At 64.3% G+C, this 17,815-nt stretch carries 18 protein-coding genes and 1 riboswitch; all 18 genes read left to right on the top strand.

Features of this window, described 5'->3' with window-relative positions; all coding sequences use genetic code 11:
• Positions 1-204: 204 nt before the first annotated feature.
• The 18 genes from cobT to yacG all read left to right on the top strand — a co-directional run bounded on the left by cobT (position 205) and on the right by yacG (position 17,813).
• Entirely contained in the window at positions 205-1,245 is a 1,041-nt protein-coding gene (gene cobT, locus AC54AF_RS18895) for a nicotinate-nucleotide--dimethylbenzimidazole phosphoribosyltransferase (protein ID WP_496637758.1), read from the top strand.
• Positions 1,246-1,249: 4 nt separating this feature from the next.
• Positions 1,250-2,056: an adenosylcobinamide-GDP ribazoletransferase gene (locus AC54AF_RS18890; RefSeq protein WP_496637757.1), complete on the top strand. Its 807-nt coding sequence runs from the start codon at positions 1,250-1,252 to the stop codon at positions 2,054-2,056.
• 1 nt (position 2,057) lies between these two features.
• A complete protein-coding gene (locus tag AC54AF_RS18885) occupies positions 2,058-2,612 on the top strand; it encodes a histidine phosphatase family protein (protein WP_496637756.1) in 555 nt (184 codons plus the stop codon).
• A 44-nt stretch (positions 2,613-2,656) separates the two neighbouring features.
• A riboswitch (cobalamin riboswitch) is annotated at positions 2,657-2,898 on the top strand.
• 127 nt (positions 2,899-3,025) lie between these two features.
• Complete coding sequence (locus AC54AF_RS18880; RefSeq protein WP_496637755.1) at positions 3,026-4,888, top strand: TonB-dependent receptor domain-containing protein; 1,863 nt, start codon at positions 3,026-3,028, stop codon at positions 4,886-4,888.
• 84 nt (positions 4,889-4,972) lie between these two features.
• Complete coding sequence (locus tag AC54AF_RS18875; protein WP_496637754.1) at positions 4,973-5,998, top strand: FecCD family ABC transporter permease; 1,026 nt, start codon at positions 4,973-4,975, stop codon at positions 5,996-5,998.
• 7 nt (positions 5,999-6,005) lie between these two features.
• The gene (locus AC54AF_RS18870; RefSeq protein WP_496637753.1) at positions 6,006-6,773 is read left to right on the top strand and encodes an ABC transporter ATP-binding protein; all 768 of its coding nucleotides are present in this window, start codon (positions 6,006-6,008) and stop codon (positions 6,771-6,773) included.
• Between the two features lies 1 nt (position 6,774).
• Complete coding sequence (gene cobO, locus AC54AF_RS18865) at positions 6,775-7,407, top strand: cob(I)yrinic acid a,c-diamide adenosyltransferase (RefSeq protein WP_131689241.1); 633 nt, start codon at positions 6,775-6,777, stop codon at positions 7,405-7,407.
• 7 nt (positions 7,408-7,414) lie between these two features.
• A complete protein-coding gene (gene cobU, locus AC54AF_RS18860) occupies positions 7,415-7,981 on the top strand; it encodes a bifunctional adenosylcobinamide kinase/adenosylcobinamide-phosphate guanylyltransferase (RefSeq protein ID WP_496637752.1) in 567 nt (188 codons plus the stop codon).
• On the top strand, positions 7,975-8,928 hold the full coding sequence (gene cbiB / locus AC54AF_RS18855; RefSeq protein ID WP_496637751.1) for an adenosylcobinamide-phosphate synthase CbiB: 954 nt from the start codon (positions 7,975-7,977) through the stop codon (positions 8,926-8,928). Before cobU ends, cbiB begins: the two co-directional genes overlap by 7 nt.
• The gene (gene cobD / locus AC54AF_RS18850) at positions 8,921-9,907 is read left to right on the top strand and encodes a threonine-phosphate decarboxylase CobD (protein WP_496637750.1); all 987 of its coding nucleotides are present in this window, start codon (positions 8,921-8,923) and stop codon (positions 9,905-9,907) included. Before cbiB ends, cobD begins: the two co-directional genes overlap by 8 nt.
• Complete coding sequence (locus AC54AF_RS18845; RefSeq protein WP_496637749.1) at positions 9,904-10,803, top strand: cobalamin-binding protein; 900 nt, start codon at positions 9,904-9,906, stop codon at positions 10,801-10,803. Before cobD ends, AC54AF_RS18845 begins: the two co-directional genes overlap by 4 nt.
• Positions 10,800-12,269: a cobyric acid synthase gene (locus AC54AF_RS18840; RefSeq protein ID WP_496637748.1), complete on the top strand. Its 1,470-nt coding sequence runs from the start codon at positions 10,800-10,802 to the stop codon at positions 12,267-12,269. The genes AC54AF_RS18845 and AC54AF_RS18840 overlap by 4 nt, the downstream gene beginning before the upstream one ends.
• A 114-nt stretch (positions 12,270-12,383) precedes the next feature.
• A complete protein-coding gene (locus tag AC54AF_RS18835; protein WP_496637747.1) occupies positions 12,384-13,856 on the top strand; it encodes a DHA2 family efflux MFS transporter permease subunit in 1,473 nt (490 codons plus the stop codon).
• A 73-nt stretch (positions 13,857-13,929) separates the two neighbouring features.
• On the top strand, positions 13,930-15,126 hold the full coding sequence (locus AC54AF_RS18830; protein WP_496637762.1) for a type II secretion system F family protein: 1,197 nt from the start codon (positions 13,930-13,932) through the stop codon (positions 15,124-15,126).
• Positions 15,127-15,233: 107 nt separating this feature from the next.
• Entirely contained in the window at positions 15,234-16,103 is an 870-nt protein-coding gene (locus AC54AF_RS18825; protein ID WP_496637746.1) for a prepilin peptidase, read from the top strand.
• Between the two features lie 34 nt (positions 16,104-16,137).
• Positions 16,138-16,785 (top strand): dephospho-CoA kinase, encoded by a 648-nt coding sequence (coaE, locus tag AC54AF_RS18820; protein WP_131689247.1) that lies wholly within the window; start codon positions 16,138-16,140, stop codon positions 16,783-16,785.
• Between the two features lie 62 nt (positions 16,786-16,847).
• The gene (zapD, locus tag AC54AF_RS18815; RefSeq protein ID WP_131689248.1) at positions 16,848-17,603 is read left to right on the top strand and encodes a cell division protein ZapD; all 756 of its coding nucleotides are present in this window, start codon (positions 16,848-16,850) and stop codon (positions 17,601-17,603) included.
• A gap of 18 nt (positions 17,604-17,621) precedes the next feature.
• The gene (yacG, locus tag AC54AF_RS18810) at positions 17,622-17,813 is read left to right on the top strand and encodes a DNA gyrase inhibitor YacG (protein WP_034748814.1); all 192 of its coding nucleotides are present in this window, start codon (positions 17,622-17,624) and stop codon (positions 17,811-17,813) included.
• Positions 17,814-17,815: the final 2 nt, after the last annotated feature.

The following is a 17,815-nucleotide window of genomic DNA, read 5'->3' as shown; positions in this document are numbered from 1 at the left end:
GAAGGAAGAGTATGAAGCGTTTGCAGCATTTCGTCAACCTTCTTTTTCACCCTGCTTTACTCGACATTTGCATGCGTCGTTCAGCGAGGGGGCGAATTATAGCCTTGGGCCGCATGCCCCGCAAGCGCTAATTTACAGTTGGGCAAATATTGCTGTGTGATATCGTAGCGCCGACAATCACCTGCCTCACCCACCCTGATTCCCATGCCTATCCCACACATATCTCCCACCGCCAACGCAGCACTGGCCAGCGCCCTCGAACACGCCATCAACAGCAAGACCAAGCCACTGGGCAGCCTGGGGCTACTGGAAACCCTGGCCCGTCAGATCGGCCTGATCCAGCAAAGCACGCGGCTGGCCTTGCAGCAGCCTGCCATCATCGTTTTCGCGGCCGACCATGGCGTCGTCGCCGAAGGCATTTCCGCTTATCCACAAAGCGTGACGTGGCAAATGGTGGAAAACTTCCTGGGCAACGGCGCCGCCATCAATGTCTTTGCCCGTCAGAACGATTGTGCCCTCTATATAGTAGACGCCGGCGTGAACCATGACTTCGGACCGCGCGACGGCTTGCTTGACCGTAAGCACGGTCCCGGCACGCGCAACTTTGCCAAAGAACCCGCCATGAGCCTGGAGCAATGCCTGGCCGCCATGCAGGCAGGGATGGACCTGGTCGCCACCTTGGACGGCAATGTGCTGGGCTTTGGCGAAATGGGCATCGGCAACACGACCGCTGCCGCCGCGCTGATGCACAAGCTGACGCAAACACCGGTCGCCGACTGCGTGGGCGCCGGCACCGGCCTGTCAAAGGAAGGCATATTGCACAAACAGCAGGTGATCGAAGCGGCAGTCGCCCATCATGCGGCAGCCCATGAACCACTCGACGTGCTGGCCACCTTTGGCGGCTTCGAAATCGCCATGATGGCCGGCGCCATGCTCAAAGCGGCCGAACGGCGCATGATTTTGCTGATCGACGGCTTCATCGTCAGCAGCGCCCTGCTGGTGGCGGCGCGCCTGCAGCCGGCCATCCTCGATTATTGTGTGTTTTCGCACTGCTCCGATGAAAACGGCCACCGCCAACTGCTGACCAGCCTGGGGGCGCGTCCGCTGCTGCACCTCGATTTGCGCCTCGGCGAAGGCACGGGTTCGGCATTGGCCTTGCCGCTGCTGCATGCGGCCGTCAACTTCATGCGCGAGATGGCGACCTTCGCCTCGGCCCAGGTCAGCGAAAAGTCCACGCCAGACTAAGACCATGACCAATCCCGTTTCCGCCGCAGCCCACCAGTGCCGCCTCTTCTTCATTGCGCTGAAGTTCTTCACGCGCCTGCCGATCCCGCGCTGGGTGGGTTTCGAGCCGGCCTGGCTGCAGCACGCCTCGCGCTACTTTCCGCTGGTCGGCGTGGTGGTGGCGGTCATTTCCGGCGCGGTGTATCTGCTGGCCAGCTGGCTCCTGCCTTCGGCGGTGGCCGTGCTGCTGGCCGTCGCCGCCGGCATTTACCTGACGGGCGCCTTCCATGAAGACGGCTTCGCCGACATGTGCGATGGCTTTGGCGGTGGACTGACGCGCGAGCGGGTGCTGGAAATCATGAAGGATTCGCGCATCGGCGCATATGGCGCCATCGGCATCGTCTGCCTGCTCGCCATCAAATGCGCGGCGCTCGCTTCGCTGCCGCCACACATCGTCGTGGCGACACTGTTCATCGCCCACCCGCTTTCGCGCCTGGCCGCCGTTTCGCTGATCTGGCTCATGGACTACGCGCGCGACGAAGGCAAAGCCAAGCCGATGGCGCAGGAGATGACTACGAAAGAATTCATCATCGCCACCGTCTGCGGCCTGCTGCCTGCCATCGCCTGCGGCGTGCTGGGAATATTTCACTGGGCCGCGCTGGTCTTTGCCATCGTGGTGGCGGCAGCTGCCGCATTCTGGCTGGGCCGCAAATGCCAGCGCCGCCTGCAAGGCTACACAGGCGACTGCCTGGGCGCAGTACAGCAAGTGGCGGAAGTGGCGATTTACCTGGCCATCCTGTCCAGCTTCCAGCCCCCCATACGCTTCTATTAGCATGCGACTGATTTTAGTACGCCACCCCGCGCCGCAGGTGACCAGCGGCACCTGCTATGGCCGCAGCAACGTGGCGGTGGCGCCGCATGAAATGGCCTCGGCGCGCGCCAGCCTGCAAGCAACGCTGCCTGCCGGCGTGCCACTCTACGCCAGTCCGCTGCGCCGCTGCGCCGGCCTGGCGACAACATTGGCGCAGGACTTGCCTTCCAGCGGCTTGCGCTTCGACGCGCGGCTGGCGGAGATGGATTTCGGCGCGTGGGAAATGCAACCCTGGCACGCGATTGCACGCGCGGAAATCGATGCCTGGGCCGCCGACCTGGCCTGGTACCGCCCCGGCGGGGGTGAGAATGTGCTGGCGATGGCCGCCCGCGTCGATGCGTTTTTGGGCGACCTGTTGCGCGAACAACACGAAACGGCAGTCATCATCTGCCACGCGGGCACCATCCGCCTGCTGTCGGCATTGCAAGCCCGGCTGCCATTGGAAGAAACGGCCCTGCTGGCCGCGCGTTCCGCCCATAAAATCGCCTACGGTGCGACGGTCGTCGTCGATTTCTGATATCGAATCGTCCAGCCAGCCATTTCAGTCCACGCCCAGTGCACGTATAATGACGGGGTTTTGGTGCCCGCACTCATGTCCATGAGCGCAGTTAAACGGGAAACACGATGCCGCGCCTGCGGCGAACGTGTGCTGCCCCCGCAACGGTAAGCAAGTGTCGCCCCTCCCGACAGGAAGCGGGCGACAAGCTATCTCTGACAACCACTGTGCTTGCAATCATCGAGCATGGGAAGGTGGGATAGCCACACTTGCCAGCCCGGATACCGGCCAGGACAGGTGGAAGTGTGCGAACGGGGATGTTCGCGATCCGAATGGCCCATGGCCATCTTCGATCGTCATCTTCAGTTCCCACTTCTGTTCAATCTGGCCTACGGGGACGTCGGCTGGTTGCATATTACTTACTGAAAATTATCATGACCCATGCTGTTTCCCGCCACGCGGCGCTCACGTCGCTCGCGCTAGCCATTGCCGCGCCTGCCGCTTTCGCCCAAGCCACGCCAGATACCTTCGATCCCGTCGTCGTCACCGCCAGCCGCTACCCGCAGCACCTGAGCGAAGTGTTGAGCGATACGCAGACCATCAGTTCGGAAGACATCGCACGCTCGGGCGCCGGTACGCTGATCGACCTGCTGCAAAAGCAGCGCGGCATTGAAGTCAATCGCAGTGGCGGCCCAGGCACCAATTCGAGCGTATTCATTCGCGGCGCGAACAGCAACCAGAATATCGTGCTGGTCGACGGCGTGCGCATTGGTTCCGCCACATCGGGTGCTGCCAACTGGAGCGCCCTGCCCCTGTCGAGCATCGACCACGTTGAAATCGTCTACGGTCCTCTGAGCACCATGTATGGTGCCGATGCCGTCGGCGGCGTGATCCAGATCTTTACCAAGAAAGGCGACGGCGCGACGCGCTTTTCCGCCTTCGCCGGCTACGGCCGCGACAACACCCGCCAGGTTGAAGCCAGCGTTGCCGGCTCTACCGGTGGCAACAACAGTTTCAGCTACGCGCTGACCGCGGGCAAGGAAAAATCGGATGGCTATTCCGCCACCAAACCTGGTAATTTTTCCTATAACGGTGATAAAGACGGCTACGACAAGGAAAGCGTCAGCGGCCAGTTTGGCTATCAGATGGCCAAGGGACATGACGTCGGCCTGGTTTTCCTGAACAGCAAACTCAATGCACAATACGATGCGGGCTTGAACTTCGACGCGCGCAACGACAATAAGCAGGAAAGCATTTCGGTCTTCACGAAGAACCAGTTCTTGCCGAACTGGAACAGCGAGCTACGCTACGCAGAATCGAAGGATAAACTGACGTCGGTATCCGCCGCAGGCGCCTTCGGCAGAAGCCAGTTCGACACCAAGCAAACCGACATCAGCTGGCAAAACGATATTCTCATTGGCCGCGACACACTGCAACTTCTGGGTGAATACCGTGACGAAGACGTCGTGAGCTCGGCCAAAGGCCTGTCCGGCGGACGCAATACAAAGTCTTTCGCGGCATCGTACAATCTGGTGCGCGGCGCCCATCTGGCCAGCATCAGCGGCCGTCGCGACGACAGCTCGGCGTACGGTACGCACAACACGGGCAGCGTCGCCTATGGCTATCGTTTCAGCAATGCCTTGCGCGCCAACGCCAGCTATGGCACCAGTTTCCGCGCCCCGACCTTCAACGATCTGTACTACCCTGGTTCCGGCATCCCGACGAACAAGCCGGAAAAAGGCCGCAATGCTGAAGTTGGCTTGCAATACAACGACGGTCAATCGCAACTGAGCGCAAGCTACTACCACAACAAGATTACCGACATGCTTGCCTACGTATGGCCTTGCACGGTGATCGGCTGGAAACCAGGCGATGGCTGCAGCATGAATGTCGACAAAGCATTGCTCAAAGGCCTGACGCTGGCTGGCGCGCACAAGTTCGGCGCCTTCAACGTCAGTGGCAATATCGACCTGCAAGATCCGCGCAATGAAACGACGGACAAACAACTGGCACTCCGCGCGAAAAAGCACGCCAATTTCGCTGTCGATTACACGACCGGTCCTTTGACCACCGGTGCGGAATGGCAGTTGTCGGGCAAACGTTTTGGAGATATCGCCAACACGACCACCCTCGGTGGCTATGGCTTGCTGAACCTGTACACCACGTACCAGTTCGCACGCGACTGGTCGGTGCTGGCACGCTGGAACAACATCACCAACAAGGAATATGAACTGGGCCGCTTCTACGCGACGCCACGCTCGAACCTCTTCGTTGGCGTACGCTACGGCATGAAATAACCCCGTCGCAATGATGTAAGCTGCGGGCGATGGCATGCCGTCGCCCGCAGCTGCAGTTCCGCAGGTCCCGTTTTAAAGGTATGCATGCACCCATTTTTCCGCAACATGCGCCACCGCGCCACCGTGATCCTCATGGTGCTGATCGCGTGCGCGGTTGCCAGCCTGATTTTCTCCGGCATGATCGGTTCGATCGCGATTCCGCTCGCCGACCTGCCTTCCGCCCTGTTCCATGTTGTGCAGGGCAAAACCGATACCCTAGCCGCCACCCTGCTCGACCTGCGCCTGGGCCGCGCGCTGACCGCGTTTGTCACCGGCGCGGCGCTGTCGCTGGCCGGCGTCATGATGCAGGCGCTGCTGCGCAATCCCCTGGCCGACCCGTACGTGCTGGGCATTTCCGCCGGCGCTTCCGTTGGCGCCCTGGCCGCACTGCTGTTCATGTGCGCGCTGTGGGTGGTCGACGCGGCCGCCTTTGCTGGCGCCGTCGGCGTGTCCACGCTGCTGTACTTCTTTGCCCGCCGCGACCTGCGCGGCGGCACGGCGGCCGAAGGCGGCGCCTCGCTGTTGCTGCTGACGGGCGTGATCCTGGCCTCGGCCTGCATGGCCATCGTTACCCTGATGCTCTCGATTGCCCCGGAAAGCCGCTTGCGCAGCATGGTGTTCTGGATGATCGGCGACCTGTCCGGCGCACCCGCGCGGCTGATGCCGTGGCTGGTCCTGGCCGGCGCCATGGTCTTTGCACTGCGCTGTGCGCGCTCGCTCAACGTCATGGCGCTGCACGCGGAAGCGGCCAGCACCCTGGGCGTGCGCGTGGGCGCGCTGCGCAAGGGCCTGTTCTTCTGTTCCGGCCTGCTCACGGCCAGCGCCGTCACCAGCGCCGGCAGCGTGGGTTTTGTCGGCCTGATCGTGCCGCATGCGCTGCGCTTTGCCTGCGGCCCCGATCATCGCTTGCTGATACCAGCTGCCGCGCTGGCCGGCGGCACCTTCCTGGTACTGGCCGATACCCTGGCGCGCACCGTGCTGGCGCCGTTGCAGCTGCCCGTCGGCGTGGTGACCGCCATGATAGGCGCGCCCGTCTTCCTGTACCAATTGCACCGGCTGCGCAGGAGATGAAAAAAGCATGATCCGCACCTACCAACTCGGCCTGAAGGCAGGCACGCGCTCCCTCGTGGAAAACCTCATCTGGCACATCAAGGATGGCGAATGCTGGAGCGTGATCGGCCGCAATGGCGCCGGCAAGAGCACCTTGCTGCGCGCCTTGGCCGGCTTGCGCGAACCGGATGCGGGCCACGTGACGATACAGGGCCGCGCCCTGATCGACTGGCCGCTCGAAGAACTGGCGCGCGAACGGGCCTTCCTGGCGCAAGCGCGCCACGATGCGTTCTCGTACCGCGTGATCGAGACGGTGCTGTCGGCGCGCCATCCGTATCACGACAACCATTACTGGGAAGGCAGTGACGACCAGCGCATCGCCCTGGCGGCGCTGGCCTCGATGGAAGTGGAGCACCTGGCCGAACGCGACGTGCGCAGCCTGTCCGGCGGCGAACGCCAGCGCGTGGCGATTGCTGCCATGCTGGCGCAGGACACACCGCTGCTGCTGCTGGACGAACCGGCCAATGCGCTGGACCTGGCGCACCAGGTCAGCGTCATGGGCCTGCTGTCAAAACTGTGCCGCGAGCAAAATAAAACCGTGGTGATGGTGGGGCATGACCTGAACCTGGCGCACAGCGTCTCGACCCATGCGCTGCTGCTGATGGGCGACGGCGGCTGGCTGGCCGGTCCCGTGGCCGACGTGATGCAGGCGTCCATCCTGGGCGAGTACCTGGGCCACCCGATCGACATCATCGATCACGGAAAACGCAAGATATTCATACCGAAAGAGGACTGACATGAGCGACAAGAAGACAATCGATGCGGACACCGCGGCCATCAACGAACGCCACCGCGTGCGCATGGAACGCAAGAAGGCCATCATCGACGCGGCCATCGCCAAGGCAGACAAGGAAATCGGCATCATCATCGTCAACACGGGCAACGGCAAGGGCAAGAGTTCGAGCGGCTTCGGCATGGCCATCCGCGCCATGGGCCACGGCATGAAAGTGGGCGTGGTGCAGTTCATCAAGGGCGCCATGTCGACGGGCGAAGAAAAATTCCTGCGCCGCTTCCCCGACGAAATCAGTTTTCATGCGATGGGCGAAGGCTATACCTGGGAAACGCAGAACCGCGAACGCGACATCGAAAAAGCCGAACTGGCATGGGAACAGGCGAAATCCTTCCTGGCCGACCCCAGCTACGGCCTGGTGCTGTTCGACGAACTCAATATCGCCCTCAAGTACAACTACCTCGACGTGCACAAGGTCATCGCCGACCTGCTGGAACGCCCGGCCATGCAGCACGTGGTCATCACGGGCCGCGGCGCGCCGGACGAACTGATCGCCATCGCCGACACCGTCACCGAAATGGCCGTCGTCAAACATGCGTACGCGGCCGGCATCGGCGCACAAATCGGCACCGAGTGGTAACAGCGCCATGACGCGCACCCTGGTCTTCGGCGGCGCCCGTTCCGGCAAGAGCGCCTATGCCGAGCAACTGGCCCGCGAGTCGGGCAAGGAAGTGGTCTACATCGCCACCGCACAGGCGGGCGATGAGGAAATGGCCACGCGCGTCAGGCATCACCGTGCGCAGCGCCCGGCCGAATGGACCACGCTGGAAGAACCGCTGCGCCTGGGCGACGCCATCCTGCGCGAAGCACGGCCCGGCCGGCTGCTGCTGGTCGACTGCCTGACCTTGTGGCTGACGAATCTGATGTTTTCCACTGGCGAGACTTATCCGGACGTGGGCGACATCGCCCTGCCCGAACTGTTCCACAGCGAGCGCGCGCACCTGCTGTACGCGCTGGCCGAAATCGGGGACACCGATTGCGACCTCGTTCTCGTATCGAACGAAGTGGGCATGGGCATCGTGCCCTACGGCGCCATCTCGCGCTGCTTCACCGATGAAGCGGGCCGTCTGAACCAGGCCGTGGCGGCCGTGTGCGACAAAGCTGTCTTTGTCGCTGCCGGCTTGCCGCTGTACCTGAAAGGCACCCCATGCTGAGCGGCTTGTCGCTGCCCATGCTGGCCGCCTTGATGGCGGCCGGCGTGCTGCTCGACATGCTGCTGGGCGAAACGCGCCGCTGGCATCCGCTGGTGGGCTTTGGCCGCCTCGCCAGCGCGCTGGAACGCCTGCTGAACCGGGGCCGCGGACGCTTCCTGCGCGGCGCGCTGGCATGGTCGCTGGCCGTGCTGCCCATCAGCTATGCCGCCTACTGGCTGTGCGGCCTGGCGGGCGCCGCCGTCCACGTCTTCCTGCTGTATCTGTGCCTGGGTCTGCGCAGCCTGCGCGACCACAATCAACCGATCGCCGATGCCCTGGCCATCGATGACCTGGAGAACGCGCGCCTGCTGACGGCGCGCATCGTCAGCCGCGACACGGCCAACGCCGATGCGGCCAGCCTGGCCAAGGCCAGCACGGAATCCCTGCTGGAAAACGGCAACGACGCCGTCTTTGGCACCCTGTTCTGGTTTGCCGTGGCGGGTGGCCCCGGCGCCGTGCTATTCAGGCTGGCCAATACCCTCGATGCCATGTGGGGCTACCGCAACGCACGCTACGACTGGTTCGGCTGCTGCGCCGCGCGCATTGACGACATCCTGAATTACCTGCCGGCGCGCCTGACGGCCCTGTCCTATGTCTTGCTGGGCAAGAGCATGGCGGACAAACAGCGCGCGTGGCACTGCTGGCGCACGCAGGCCCCGAACTGGGGCAGCCCGAACGCGGGTCCCGTGATGGCCAGCGGCGCCGGCGCCCTGGGCCTGGCCCTCGGCGGCGACGCCATCTACGACGGCGAACTGGAATGCCGTCCGCCGCTGGGCGCCGGCCGTCCCGCCGAAGCGCGCGACATCGACCGCGCCTGGCGCCTGGTGGCTGAGACGGCCGTGCTGTGGCTGATCTGGATGGCGCTGCTGGCGGGCCTGTCCTACCTTCGGGAGAGCTATCTTGCTTGAACATGGCGGCAACCTGCGCGACGCCGCGCGCGAGTATGGACGACCCATCACCGACTGGATCGACCTGTCGACCGGCATCAATCCGCACTGGTATGCAGCGCCAGCGCCTGACGCCAACGCCTGGCACCGGCTGCCGGAAGCCGATCCCGCGCTGGCGGCGGCCGCCTGCGCGTATTACGGTGCAGCGGCCATGCTACCCGTCGCCGGCACGCAGGCCGCCATCCAGGCCCTGCCCCGGCTGCGCGCGCCGTCGCGCGTGGTGGTGGCCGCGCCGTCGTATGCGGAACATGCGCACCACTGGGGCCAGCACGGCCACCAATTGCGCCAAGTGCCGTATGCGCAGCTGACCGATGCCGTCGACCACTGCGACGTACTGGTCATCTGCAACCCGAACAACCCCACCGGCGAGCGCATCGCGCCCGAGATATTGCTGGAATGGGCCGGCAAGCTGGCCGCGCGCGGCGGCTGGCTGGTGGTCGATGAAGCGTTTGGCGACACGGAAGTGCAAGCCAGCCTCGGTGCGCATACGCATCGACCGGGCCTCATCGTGCTGCGCTCCATCGGCAAATTCTTTGGCCTGGCGGGACTGCGCCTGGGCTTTGTCGCCGCCCATCCCCCGCTGCTGGCGCAGCTGGCCGACATGCTGGGCCCATGGACCGTCAGCGGCCCGGCGCAACACGTGGCGCTGGCTGCGCTCACCGACACGCACTGGCAGGAGGTGATGCGCGAGCGCCTGCGCGGCGAAGGCGCCCGCCTGCACCGGTTATTGGCCGCGCACGGCTTCGCCAGCAGCGGCACGGCGCTGTTCCAGTGGTGGCCGGAGCCACGCGCCGAAGCATTCTGGCAGCACATGGCAGAATCAGGCATCTGGGTGCGCCTGTTCCGCCACGCGGCCCACGGCATCCGCCTGGGCTTGCCCCCCGACGAACACGCCTGGCTGCGCCTGCAGCAGGCCCTCACCACATGGAAGTGCACATGAAAACCCTGAAAATATCGCTGCTGCTGGCCGGACTGGTCTCGCTGCAAACACACGCCGCCATCACCGTGCGCGACGACGACGGCAATAGCGTCACCATGGAAAAACCGGCGCAGCGCATCCTGGCGCTGGCGCCGCACGTGACGGAACTGCTGTTCGCAGCCGGCGGTGGCGAGAAGATCGCCGGCGTCGTCAGCTATAGCGACTACCCGGAAGCGGCAAAGAAGATCACGCAAGTGGGCGACAACCGCCAGTACGACATGGAGCGCATCATCGCCATGAAGCCGGACCTGATCGTCGTGTGGATGCATGGCAGCGCCGAGCGCCAGATCGCCATGCTGCGCCAGCTGAAGGTGCCGATCTATCACAGCGAACCGCGCAAGCTGGCCGATATCCCCGACAGCATGGAACGCCTGGGCCAGCTGATGGGCACGGAAAAAACCGCCAAAGCAGCCGCCGCCCAGCTGCGCGCCAGACTGGCCAGCCTGACGGCCCAGTACGCGCAGCGCCCGCCCGTGCGCGTGTTTTACCAGGTGTGGGATAAGCCCCTGTACACCTTGAGCGGCGCGAGCATCATCAGCGACTCCATGCGCGTGTGTGGCGGCCAGAATGTGTTTGCCGCGATGAAGGTGGTGGCGCCCGTCGTCACGCCGGAAGGGGTGCTGCAGGAAGACCCGGAAGTCATCTTCGGCACCAGCGAAAAAAGCGATCCGCGCAGTGAAGGCGGCCTGGCCATGTGGCGCGCCTTCCCGTCGATGACGGCCGTGCGCCGGAATAATCTGTTCCGCCTGAATGGCGACCTGCTCAACCGCGCCGGCCCGCGCATGATCGAAGGCACGGCCGCCATGTGCGAACAGCTGGAAGTGGCCCGCCAGCGCCGCACGAAAGCCGTCCCATGAGGCTACCGGCGCCGTTTCCAGCGTTGATGGTGCAGGGCACGACGTCCGACGCGGGCAAGAGCACCGTCGTCGCAGCCCTGTGCCGATTGTTGAAACGGCGTGGCGTGACGGTGGCGCCGTTCAAGCCGCAAAACATGGCCTTGAATAGCGCCGTGACGAGCGACGGCGGCGAGATTGGCCGCGCGCAAGCCTTGCAGGCGCTGGCCTGCGGCATCGCGCCGCACACGGACATGAACCCGGTGCTGCTGAAACCTTCGTCGAACACGGGCGCGCAAGTGATCATCCACGGCAAGGTGCGCGCCGAGATGGATGCGCGCGACTACCAGCAATACAAGACCATCGCCATGGGCGCCGTGCTGGAGTCCTACGCGCGCTTGCGCCAGCAGTACGATGCCGTCGTCGTCGAAGGTGCGGGCAGCCCCGCCGAAGTCAACCTGCGCGCGCGCGACATCGCCAACATGGGCTTTGCCGAAGCCGTCAACTGCCCCGTGATCCTGGTGGCCGACATCGACCGGGGCGGCGTCTTCGCGCACATCATCGGCACCCTGGCGTGCCTGTCCGACAGCGAGCGGGCGCGCATCCTCGGCTTCGTCATCAACCGCTTCCGCGGCGACATCGCGCTGCTACAACCGGGCATCGAGTGGCTGGAACAGCAGACGGGCAAACCCGTGCTGGCCGTGCTGCCCTACCTGCAAGGCCTGTTCCTCGACGCGGAAGACGCCGTCGAAGCGATGCAGGCCGAACGCGGCGCTTTCAAGGTGGTGGTGCCGCAACTGCCGCGCATCAGCAACCACACGGATGTCGATGCGCTGCGCGCCCACCCCGATATCGACCTCCAATTCGTCAAACAGGGGCAGCCTATTCCAGCGGCCGACCTGGTGATCCTGCCCGGCAGCAAGAACACGCGCGGCGACCTGGCCTGGCTGCGGCAGCAGGGCTGGCCTGCCTATCTGGCCAAGCACCTGCGCTACGGCGGCAAGGTGCTCGGCATCTGCGGCGGCTTCCAGATGCTGGGGCAAAGCGTGCGCGATCCGCTGGGCGTGGAAGGCGCGGCGGGAGAGTCAACGGCACTGGGCCTGCTCGACATGGCGACTGAATTGACGGCGGAAAAACGCCTGCGGCAGGTCACCGGCCACTGCGTTTTTGCCGGCGCGGCCGCTGCGCGCGTGGCAGGCTATGAAATCCACATGGGGGTCTCGCATGGCGCGGCGCTGGCAAAGCCGGCCTTTGTCATCGATGGCCGGCCGGAAGGGGCGGTATCGGGCGACGGACAAATCCTCGGCAGCTATTTGCACGGCATGTTCGACACACCCGCCGCGTGTTCGGCGCTGCTGCGCTGGGCCGGGCTGGACTGCGGGCACTCGGTCGATACCGCCGCCCTGCGCGAAGCGAGCCTGGAGCGCATTGCCGATGCGGCGCTGCCATTGATGGAAGCGCTGGACGCATTGGACGGGCTGGGACGCTGATCGAGATTTCCTTGTTGCGACAATGGCGCGGTGCGGCGGTGACGCAGCGCGCCTATTTATGTGACAATTGCTGGCATACCACAGGCGCAGCATCCCTTACCAGGCCCCGCATCCATGACCAGTTCCCCGATTAAAAGCTACCTTCCCTGGGTGGTCGCCACCGCCCTGTTCATGGAGCAACTCGACTCCACCATCGTCAACACCGCCATCCCCGCCATGGCCGCCAGCCTCAACGTGACGCCACTGAGCCTGAAGGCCGTCGTCACCAGCTACATCCTGAGCCTGGCCGTGTGCATTCCCATCAGCGGCTGGATGGCCGACCGCTTCGGCACGCGGCGCGTGTTTTCCGCCGCCGTCGCCATCTTTACCATCGCCTCCATCCTGTGCGGCCTGTCCGTGAATGCGCCCATGCTGGTGGCCGCGCGCCTGCTGCAAGGGGTGGGCGCGGCCATGATGATGCCGGTGGGCAGGCTCACCATCATCCGCACCTTTCCCAAGTCGCAATTGCTGGCGGCCATGAATTTCGTCATCATCCCCGCCCTGATCGGCCCCCTGCTGGGGCCCACGGTGGGCGGGCTGATCGTGCACTGGCTGTCGTGGCGCGAGATTTTCTTCGTCAACGTGCCCGTCGGCCTGGTGGCGCTGTACCTGGCGCACCGCTACATGCCTGACTACTACGGCGACAAGCCCCGTCCGCTGGATCTGATCGGCCTGGTGCTGTTCGGCACGGGCATCGCGCTGCTGTCGTGGCTGCTGGAAATCTTCGGCGAACACCGCATCGACGGCACCTCGTTTGCCGTGCTGCTGTTCATTTCCATCAGCCTGCTGGCCGCGTATGCCTGGCATTCGAGCGAAGTGCTGCACCCGCTGCTGCGCCTGACCCTGTTCAAGATCCGCACCTTCCGCGTCTCCGTCGTGGGCGGCTTCGTCACGCGCCTGGGCGTGGGCGGCTTGCCCTTCCTGTTGCCGCTGCTATACCAGCTGGGCCTCGGCTTGCCTGCCTGGCAATCGGGCTTGCTGATGATGCCGTCGGCCGCGGCCGCCATGGGCATGAAGTTCATTTCCGCGCGCGTGCTGGCCCGCTTCGGCTACCGCCAGGTGTTGATCGTCAACACCGTGCTGATCGGCGTTACCATCGCTATGTTTTCGCTGGTGGGCGTGGGCACGCCCCTGTACGTGATCGTCGCCATCAGCCTGTGCATGGGCTTTTTCAATTCGCTGCAGTTTTCCAGCATGAACACCATCGCGTATGCCGACGTCGACAAGAGCGATTCGAGCATGGCCAGCACCATCGCCAGTTCGATGCAGCAACTGTCGATGAGCTTTGGCCTCGCCTTCGGCTCGCTGATCACGGGCTGGTACCTGGGCGACATGCCGCAGTCGGATCGCGCCATGCTCAGCACCGCCCTGCACCATACCTTCCTGACCCTGGCCGCCCTGACGGTGCTGTCCTCGCTGACCTTCTGGACCCTGCGCCGCGACGATGGCGAAAGCATCAGCAAGGGCACGGACAGCGACGAGGATGATGCGGCCGACGTGAAGGCCCAGGCCGTTGTGCAGACGGAAATACAAACCACGAAAAGCTGAGCCAGATCAAGCTTGCCGCCAGCGCCGCTGGTGCTTTTGCCCGACGCTGCTACCGTGACGGCAGGAGGTACACATCGTGGCCAAGCGGCGCTTTGCGTGGAAGGGCACGGATCGCCATGGCAAGGCGGCCGAGGGCGTCTTGCGCGCGGCCGACGCCAGCGCGGCCATGGCCGCGCTGAGACGCGAAGGCATCCTGGCCAGCCGGGTGCAGGCTGCGCGCGCCGCACCGGGCAAGGCCATCATGCGCAAGGATATCGCCTTGTTTACGCGCCAGCTGTCGACCATGATGGCGGCCGGCGTGCCGCTGCTGCACGCCTTCGACATCGCCGGCAAGGGCCATGCCAAACCCGCGATCACGGAGCTGATGCGCGACTTGCGCCACGATATCGAAGCGGGCAGCAGCCTGCAGCAGGCATTCCGCCAATTTCCCCTGCTGTTTGACGAGCTGTATTGCAACCTGCTGGCGGCAGGCGAACAGGCCGGCATCGTGCAGGAATTGCTGGCACGCCTGGCCACGCACCAGGAAAAGGCCATCGCCCTGCGGCGGCAGGTGCGCGGCGCGCTGATGTATCCATTGGCCATCGTGCTCGTCGCCATCGTCGTCACGGCCATCATCATGAGCGTGGTCGTGCCCGCCTTTCGCCAGGTCTTCGACAGCTTCGGCGCGCCATTGCCGCTGCCCACCCTGGTCGTCATGGGCGTGTCCGACCTTGTTGTCCGCTACTGGCTGGCCATGCTGGCGGCGCTCGTGCTCGCTTGCCTGCTGCTGCACCTGGCCTGGCGCCGCTGGCCCGCCTGGCGGCGCAACACGCAACTGCGGGCCCTGCGCCTGCCCGTGTTCGGCCCCCTCTTGCGCAAGGCGGCGATCGCCCGCTGGACGCGCACCCTGGCCGCCATGTTCGCCGCCGGCGTGCCGCTGCTCGACTCGCTCGGCCTGGTGGGCGCCGCCTCCGGCCACGCGCTGTACCAGGAAGCGACGGCGCGCATCGAACGTGAAATCCGCGCCGGCGGCAGCCTGGCCCTGGCCATGGAGCACAGCGGCGTATTTCCCCCGCTGCTGACGCAACTGGCCCTGATCGGCGAGGAATCGGGCGCCCTCGACGCCATGCTGTCGCGCGCGGCCGATATCATCGAGGCCGACATCGATGCCACGGTGGCCACCCTTTCCACGCTGCTGGAACCGGCGCTGATGGTGGTGCTGGGCGTGCTGGTCGGCTCGCTCGTGATCGCCCTGTATTTGCCGATTTTCAAGCTGGGGGCCGTGATTTGATGGTGCCATCGCGCAAAACGCCCCCCATGCGCCGGCAGATGTTTTACACTGCGGCAGTGCCAGGCAATGTTTGCGCGGCAACATGCATCCCCTCAGACAAGTTCACCATGCTGCAAGATACCCTGCTGTTCGCCGCGCCCGGCAATTTGCCTGTCGCCCTCGCCGCCGCCCTGTTCGGCCTGATCGTCGGCAGCTTCCTCAACGTGGTGATCCACCGCGTGCCGAAAATGATGCTGCGCGAATCCGATAATTACGTGGCGGAAGAAAGCGGCTTGCCCTTGCCGCACACGGACCGCTACAACCTGATGCTGCCGCACTCGAACTGCACCGCCTGCGGCCACCGCATCACGGCCATGGAAAACATCCCTGTCATCAGCTACCTGCTGCTGCGCGGCAAGTGCAGCGCCTGCAAGGCCCCCATCTCCGTGCGCTATCCGCTGGTGGAACTGCTGACGGGCGCGCTGTCGGCCCTCTTGATCTGGCACTTCGGCAGCGGCTGGACGGGCCTGGCCACGCTCGTGTTTGCCTGGCTGCTGATCGCCATGACCTTCATCGACGCCGATACGCAAATGCTGCCCGACGACCTCACCTTCCCCCTGCTGTGGGCGGGACTGCTGGTCAACATCAATGGCACCTTCGTGCCGCTGCAAGACGCCGTCATCGGCGCGGCCGCCGGCTACCTGGCCCTGTGGGCCGTGTACTGGGCCTTCAAGCTGGCGACAGGCAAGGAGGGAATGGGCTATGGTGACTTCAAATTGCTGGCGGCGCTCGGTGCGTGGCTGGGCTGGGCCATGCTGCCGACGATCATATTGTTGTCGTCGCTGGTGGGCGCCGTGGTCGGCATCGGCCTGATCGTGTTTGCCAAGCGGGGGCGCGACAAACCGATTCCGTTCGGCCCCTATCTGGCGGCGGCCGGCCTGATCGCGCTGCTGTACGGCACGCCCCTGTCGCGCCTCACGCTGGGTCTGACCGGCTGACCGGCGCGGCGCTGCACACCCTATGGATAAATACATGCAACGACACAACGCTCCCTATTTCAGCGTGGGCCTCACCGGCGGCATCGGTTGCGGCAAGAGCACGGTGGCCGACCTGTTCGCCGCGCGCGGCGCCGCCATCGTCGACACCGACCAGATCGCCCACAGCCTGACGGCGCCCAATGGCGCGGCCATGCCCGCCCTGGTGGCGGAATTTGGTCCCGACTACGCCGATGCGCGCGGCGCCCTCGACCGCACCAAGATGCGCAAGCTCGTGTTTTCCGACGCCGCCGCCAAGGCCAGGCTGGAAGCCATCCTGCACCCGCGCATCCGCCAGGCCACCCTGGCGGCGGCCGCCGCAGCGACGGGCAGCTACGTGATCTTTGCCGTGCCCCTGCTCGTCGAGTCCGGCGGATGGGTGGAGCGGGTCAACCGGGTTCTCGTCATCGATTGCCTGGAGAGTTTGCAAATATCACGCGTGATGGCGCGCAATGGCTTATCGGAAGAACAAGTCAGAGCCATCATGGCCACCCAAGCGACGCGGGCCATGCGCCTGGCGGCGGCGGACGATGTGATCGACAATAACGGCGATTTGGCCGCCCTGGCGCCGCAGATTGCCCAGTTGCACGATTTATATCTGGCATTTTCAAAAAGAATGGCTGGAATCGGGCCGCAACGTTTGTAATTTGTCGACGCTTGGTTCAAAATCACGGGATTGTTTGCAGGTCCTTACTTAAGGGAATTATTTTGATTGTCTACGAATACCCTTTCAACGAACGCATACGTACCTTGTTGCGGCTGGAAGACCTGTACGACAAATTCAAGTTCTTCATCCAGCAAGAGCATGCAATGCAACACCATGTCGCCTTGGCAACTATTTTCGACATGCTCGAAGTGGCTGGCCGCGCCGACCTGAAGTCCGACCTGCTGCAGGAACTCGAGCGCCAGCGCCAGAGCCTGCTAGGCTACCGCAGCAATCCGAATGTGGAGCCGGAAACGCTCGATGCCATCCTCGGCGAACTCGACAGTGTCAGCGGCGCCCTGGTAGCGGCGCAAGGCAAGACGGGCCAGAATATCCGCGACAATGAATGGCTGATGAGCATTCGCGGCCGCACCATCATCCCCGGCGGCGCCTGCGAATTCGACTTGCCGTCCTACTTTGCCTGGCAAAAACGCAGCTCCGAGCAGCGCCTGGCCGATATCCACGCCTGGTTCGCCCCGCTCGCGCCCCTGTTCGACGCGCTGGCCCTCGTATTGCGCCTGCTGCGCGATTCCGGCGGATCCGTCAAACTGATCGCCAATGGCGGCAGCTACCAGCAAATGCTGCAAGGCAAGGTGTACCAGATGCTGCGCCTGAGCCTGGATGAAAACAGCGGCGCCATCCCGGAAATCTCCGCCAACAAATACATGCTGTGGGTGCGCTTCACTACCCAGGGTGGCGACTTGAAACCCAAGCCGCTGGAAGAAGATGTTCCGTTCGAGCTCACGCTCTGTAATTTTTAACTGTTACTTATTTGCCCCATCATGACCGTCGTTAACTGCCCTACCTGTGCCGCCAAAGTCGAATGGACTGAAGCCAACAAATTCCGCCCCTTCTGCTCGGAACGCTGCAAGCAGATCGACCTGGGCGCCTGGGCCGAAGAGAAATACACAATCCCCGCCGCCGACCCGTTCGAAGATCCCCTCGCGGACGAAGACAACAAACCGCAGTAAGC

Source organism: Janthinobacterium sp. JF4 (genome assembly GCF_059617925.1).
Note: the sequence above shows the minus strand (reverse complement) of the source record. Positions and strands in the feature narration are given on the sequence as shown.

Coding starts and splice junctions, on each gene's coding strand:
- cobT (WP_496637758.1), top strand. CDS start 205: ATGCCTATCCCACACATATCTCCCACCGCCAACGCAGCACTGGCCAGC.
- AC54AF_RS18890 (WP_496637757.1), top strand. CDS start 1,250: ATGACCAATCCCGTTTCCGCCGCAGCCCACCAGTGCCGCCTCTTCTTC.
- AC54AF_RS18885 (WP_496637756.1), top strand. CDS start 2,058: ATGCGACTGATTTTAGTACGCCACCCCGCGCCGCAGGTGACCAGCGGC.
- AC54AF_RS18880 (WP_496637755.1), top strand. CDS start 3,026: ATGACCCATGCTGTTTCCCGCCACGCGGCGCTCACGTCGCTCGCGCTA.
- AC54AF_RS18875 (WP_496637754.1), top strand. CDS start 4,973: ATGCACCCATTTTTCCGCAACATGCGCCACCGCGCCACCGTGATCCTC.
- AC54AF_RS18870 (WP_496637753.1), top strand. CDS start 6,006: ATGATCCGCACCTACCAACTCGGCCTGAAGGCAGGCACGCGCTCCCTC.
- cobO (WP_131689241.1), top strand. CDS start 6,775: ATGAGCGACAAGAAGACAATCGATGCGGACACCGCGGCCATCAACGAA.
- cobU (WP_496637752.1), top strand. CDS start 7,415: ATGACGCGCACCCTGGTCTTCGGCGGCGCCCGTTCCGGCAAGAGCGCC.
- cbiB (WP_496637751.1), top strand. CDS start 7,975: ATGCTGAGCGGCTTGTCGCTGCCCATGCTGGCCGCCTTGATGGCGGCC.
- AC54AF_RS18845 (WP_496637749.1), top strand. CDS start 9,904: ATGAAAACCCTGAAAATATCGCTGCTGCTGGCCGGACTGGTCTCGCTG.
- AC54AF_RS18840 (WP_496637748.1), top strand. CDS start 10,800: ATGAGGCTACCGGCGCCGTTTCCAGCGTTGATGGTGCAGGGCACGACG.
- AC54AF_RS18835 (WP_496637747.1), top strand. CDS start 12,384: ATGACCAGTTCCCCGATTAAAAGCTACCTTCCCTGGGTGGTCGCCACC.
- AC54AF_RS18825 (WP_496637746.1), top strand. CDS start 15,234: ATGCTGCAAGATACCCTGCTGTTCGCCGCGCCCGGCAATTTGCCTGTC.
- coaE (WP_131689247.1), top strand. CDS start 16,138: ATGCAACGACACAACGCTCCCTATTTCAGCGTGGGCCTCACCGGCGGC.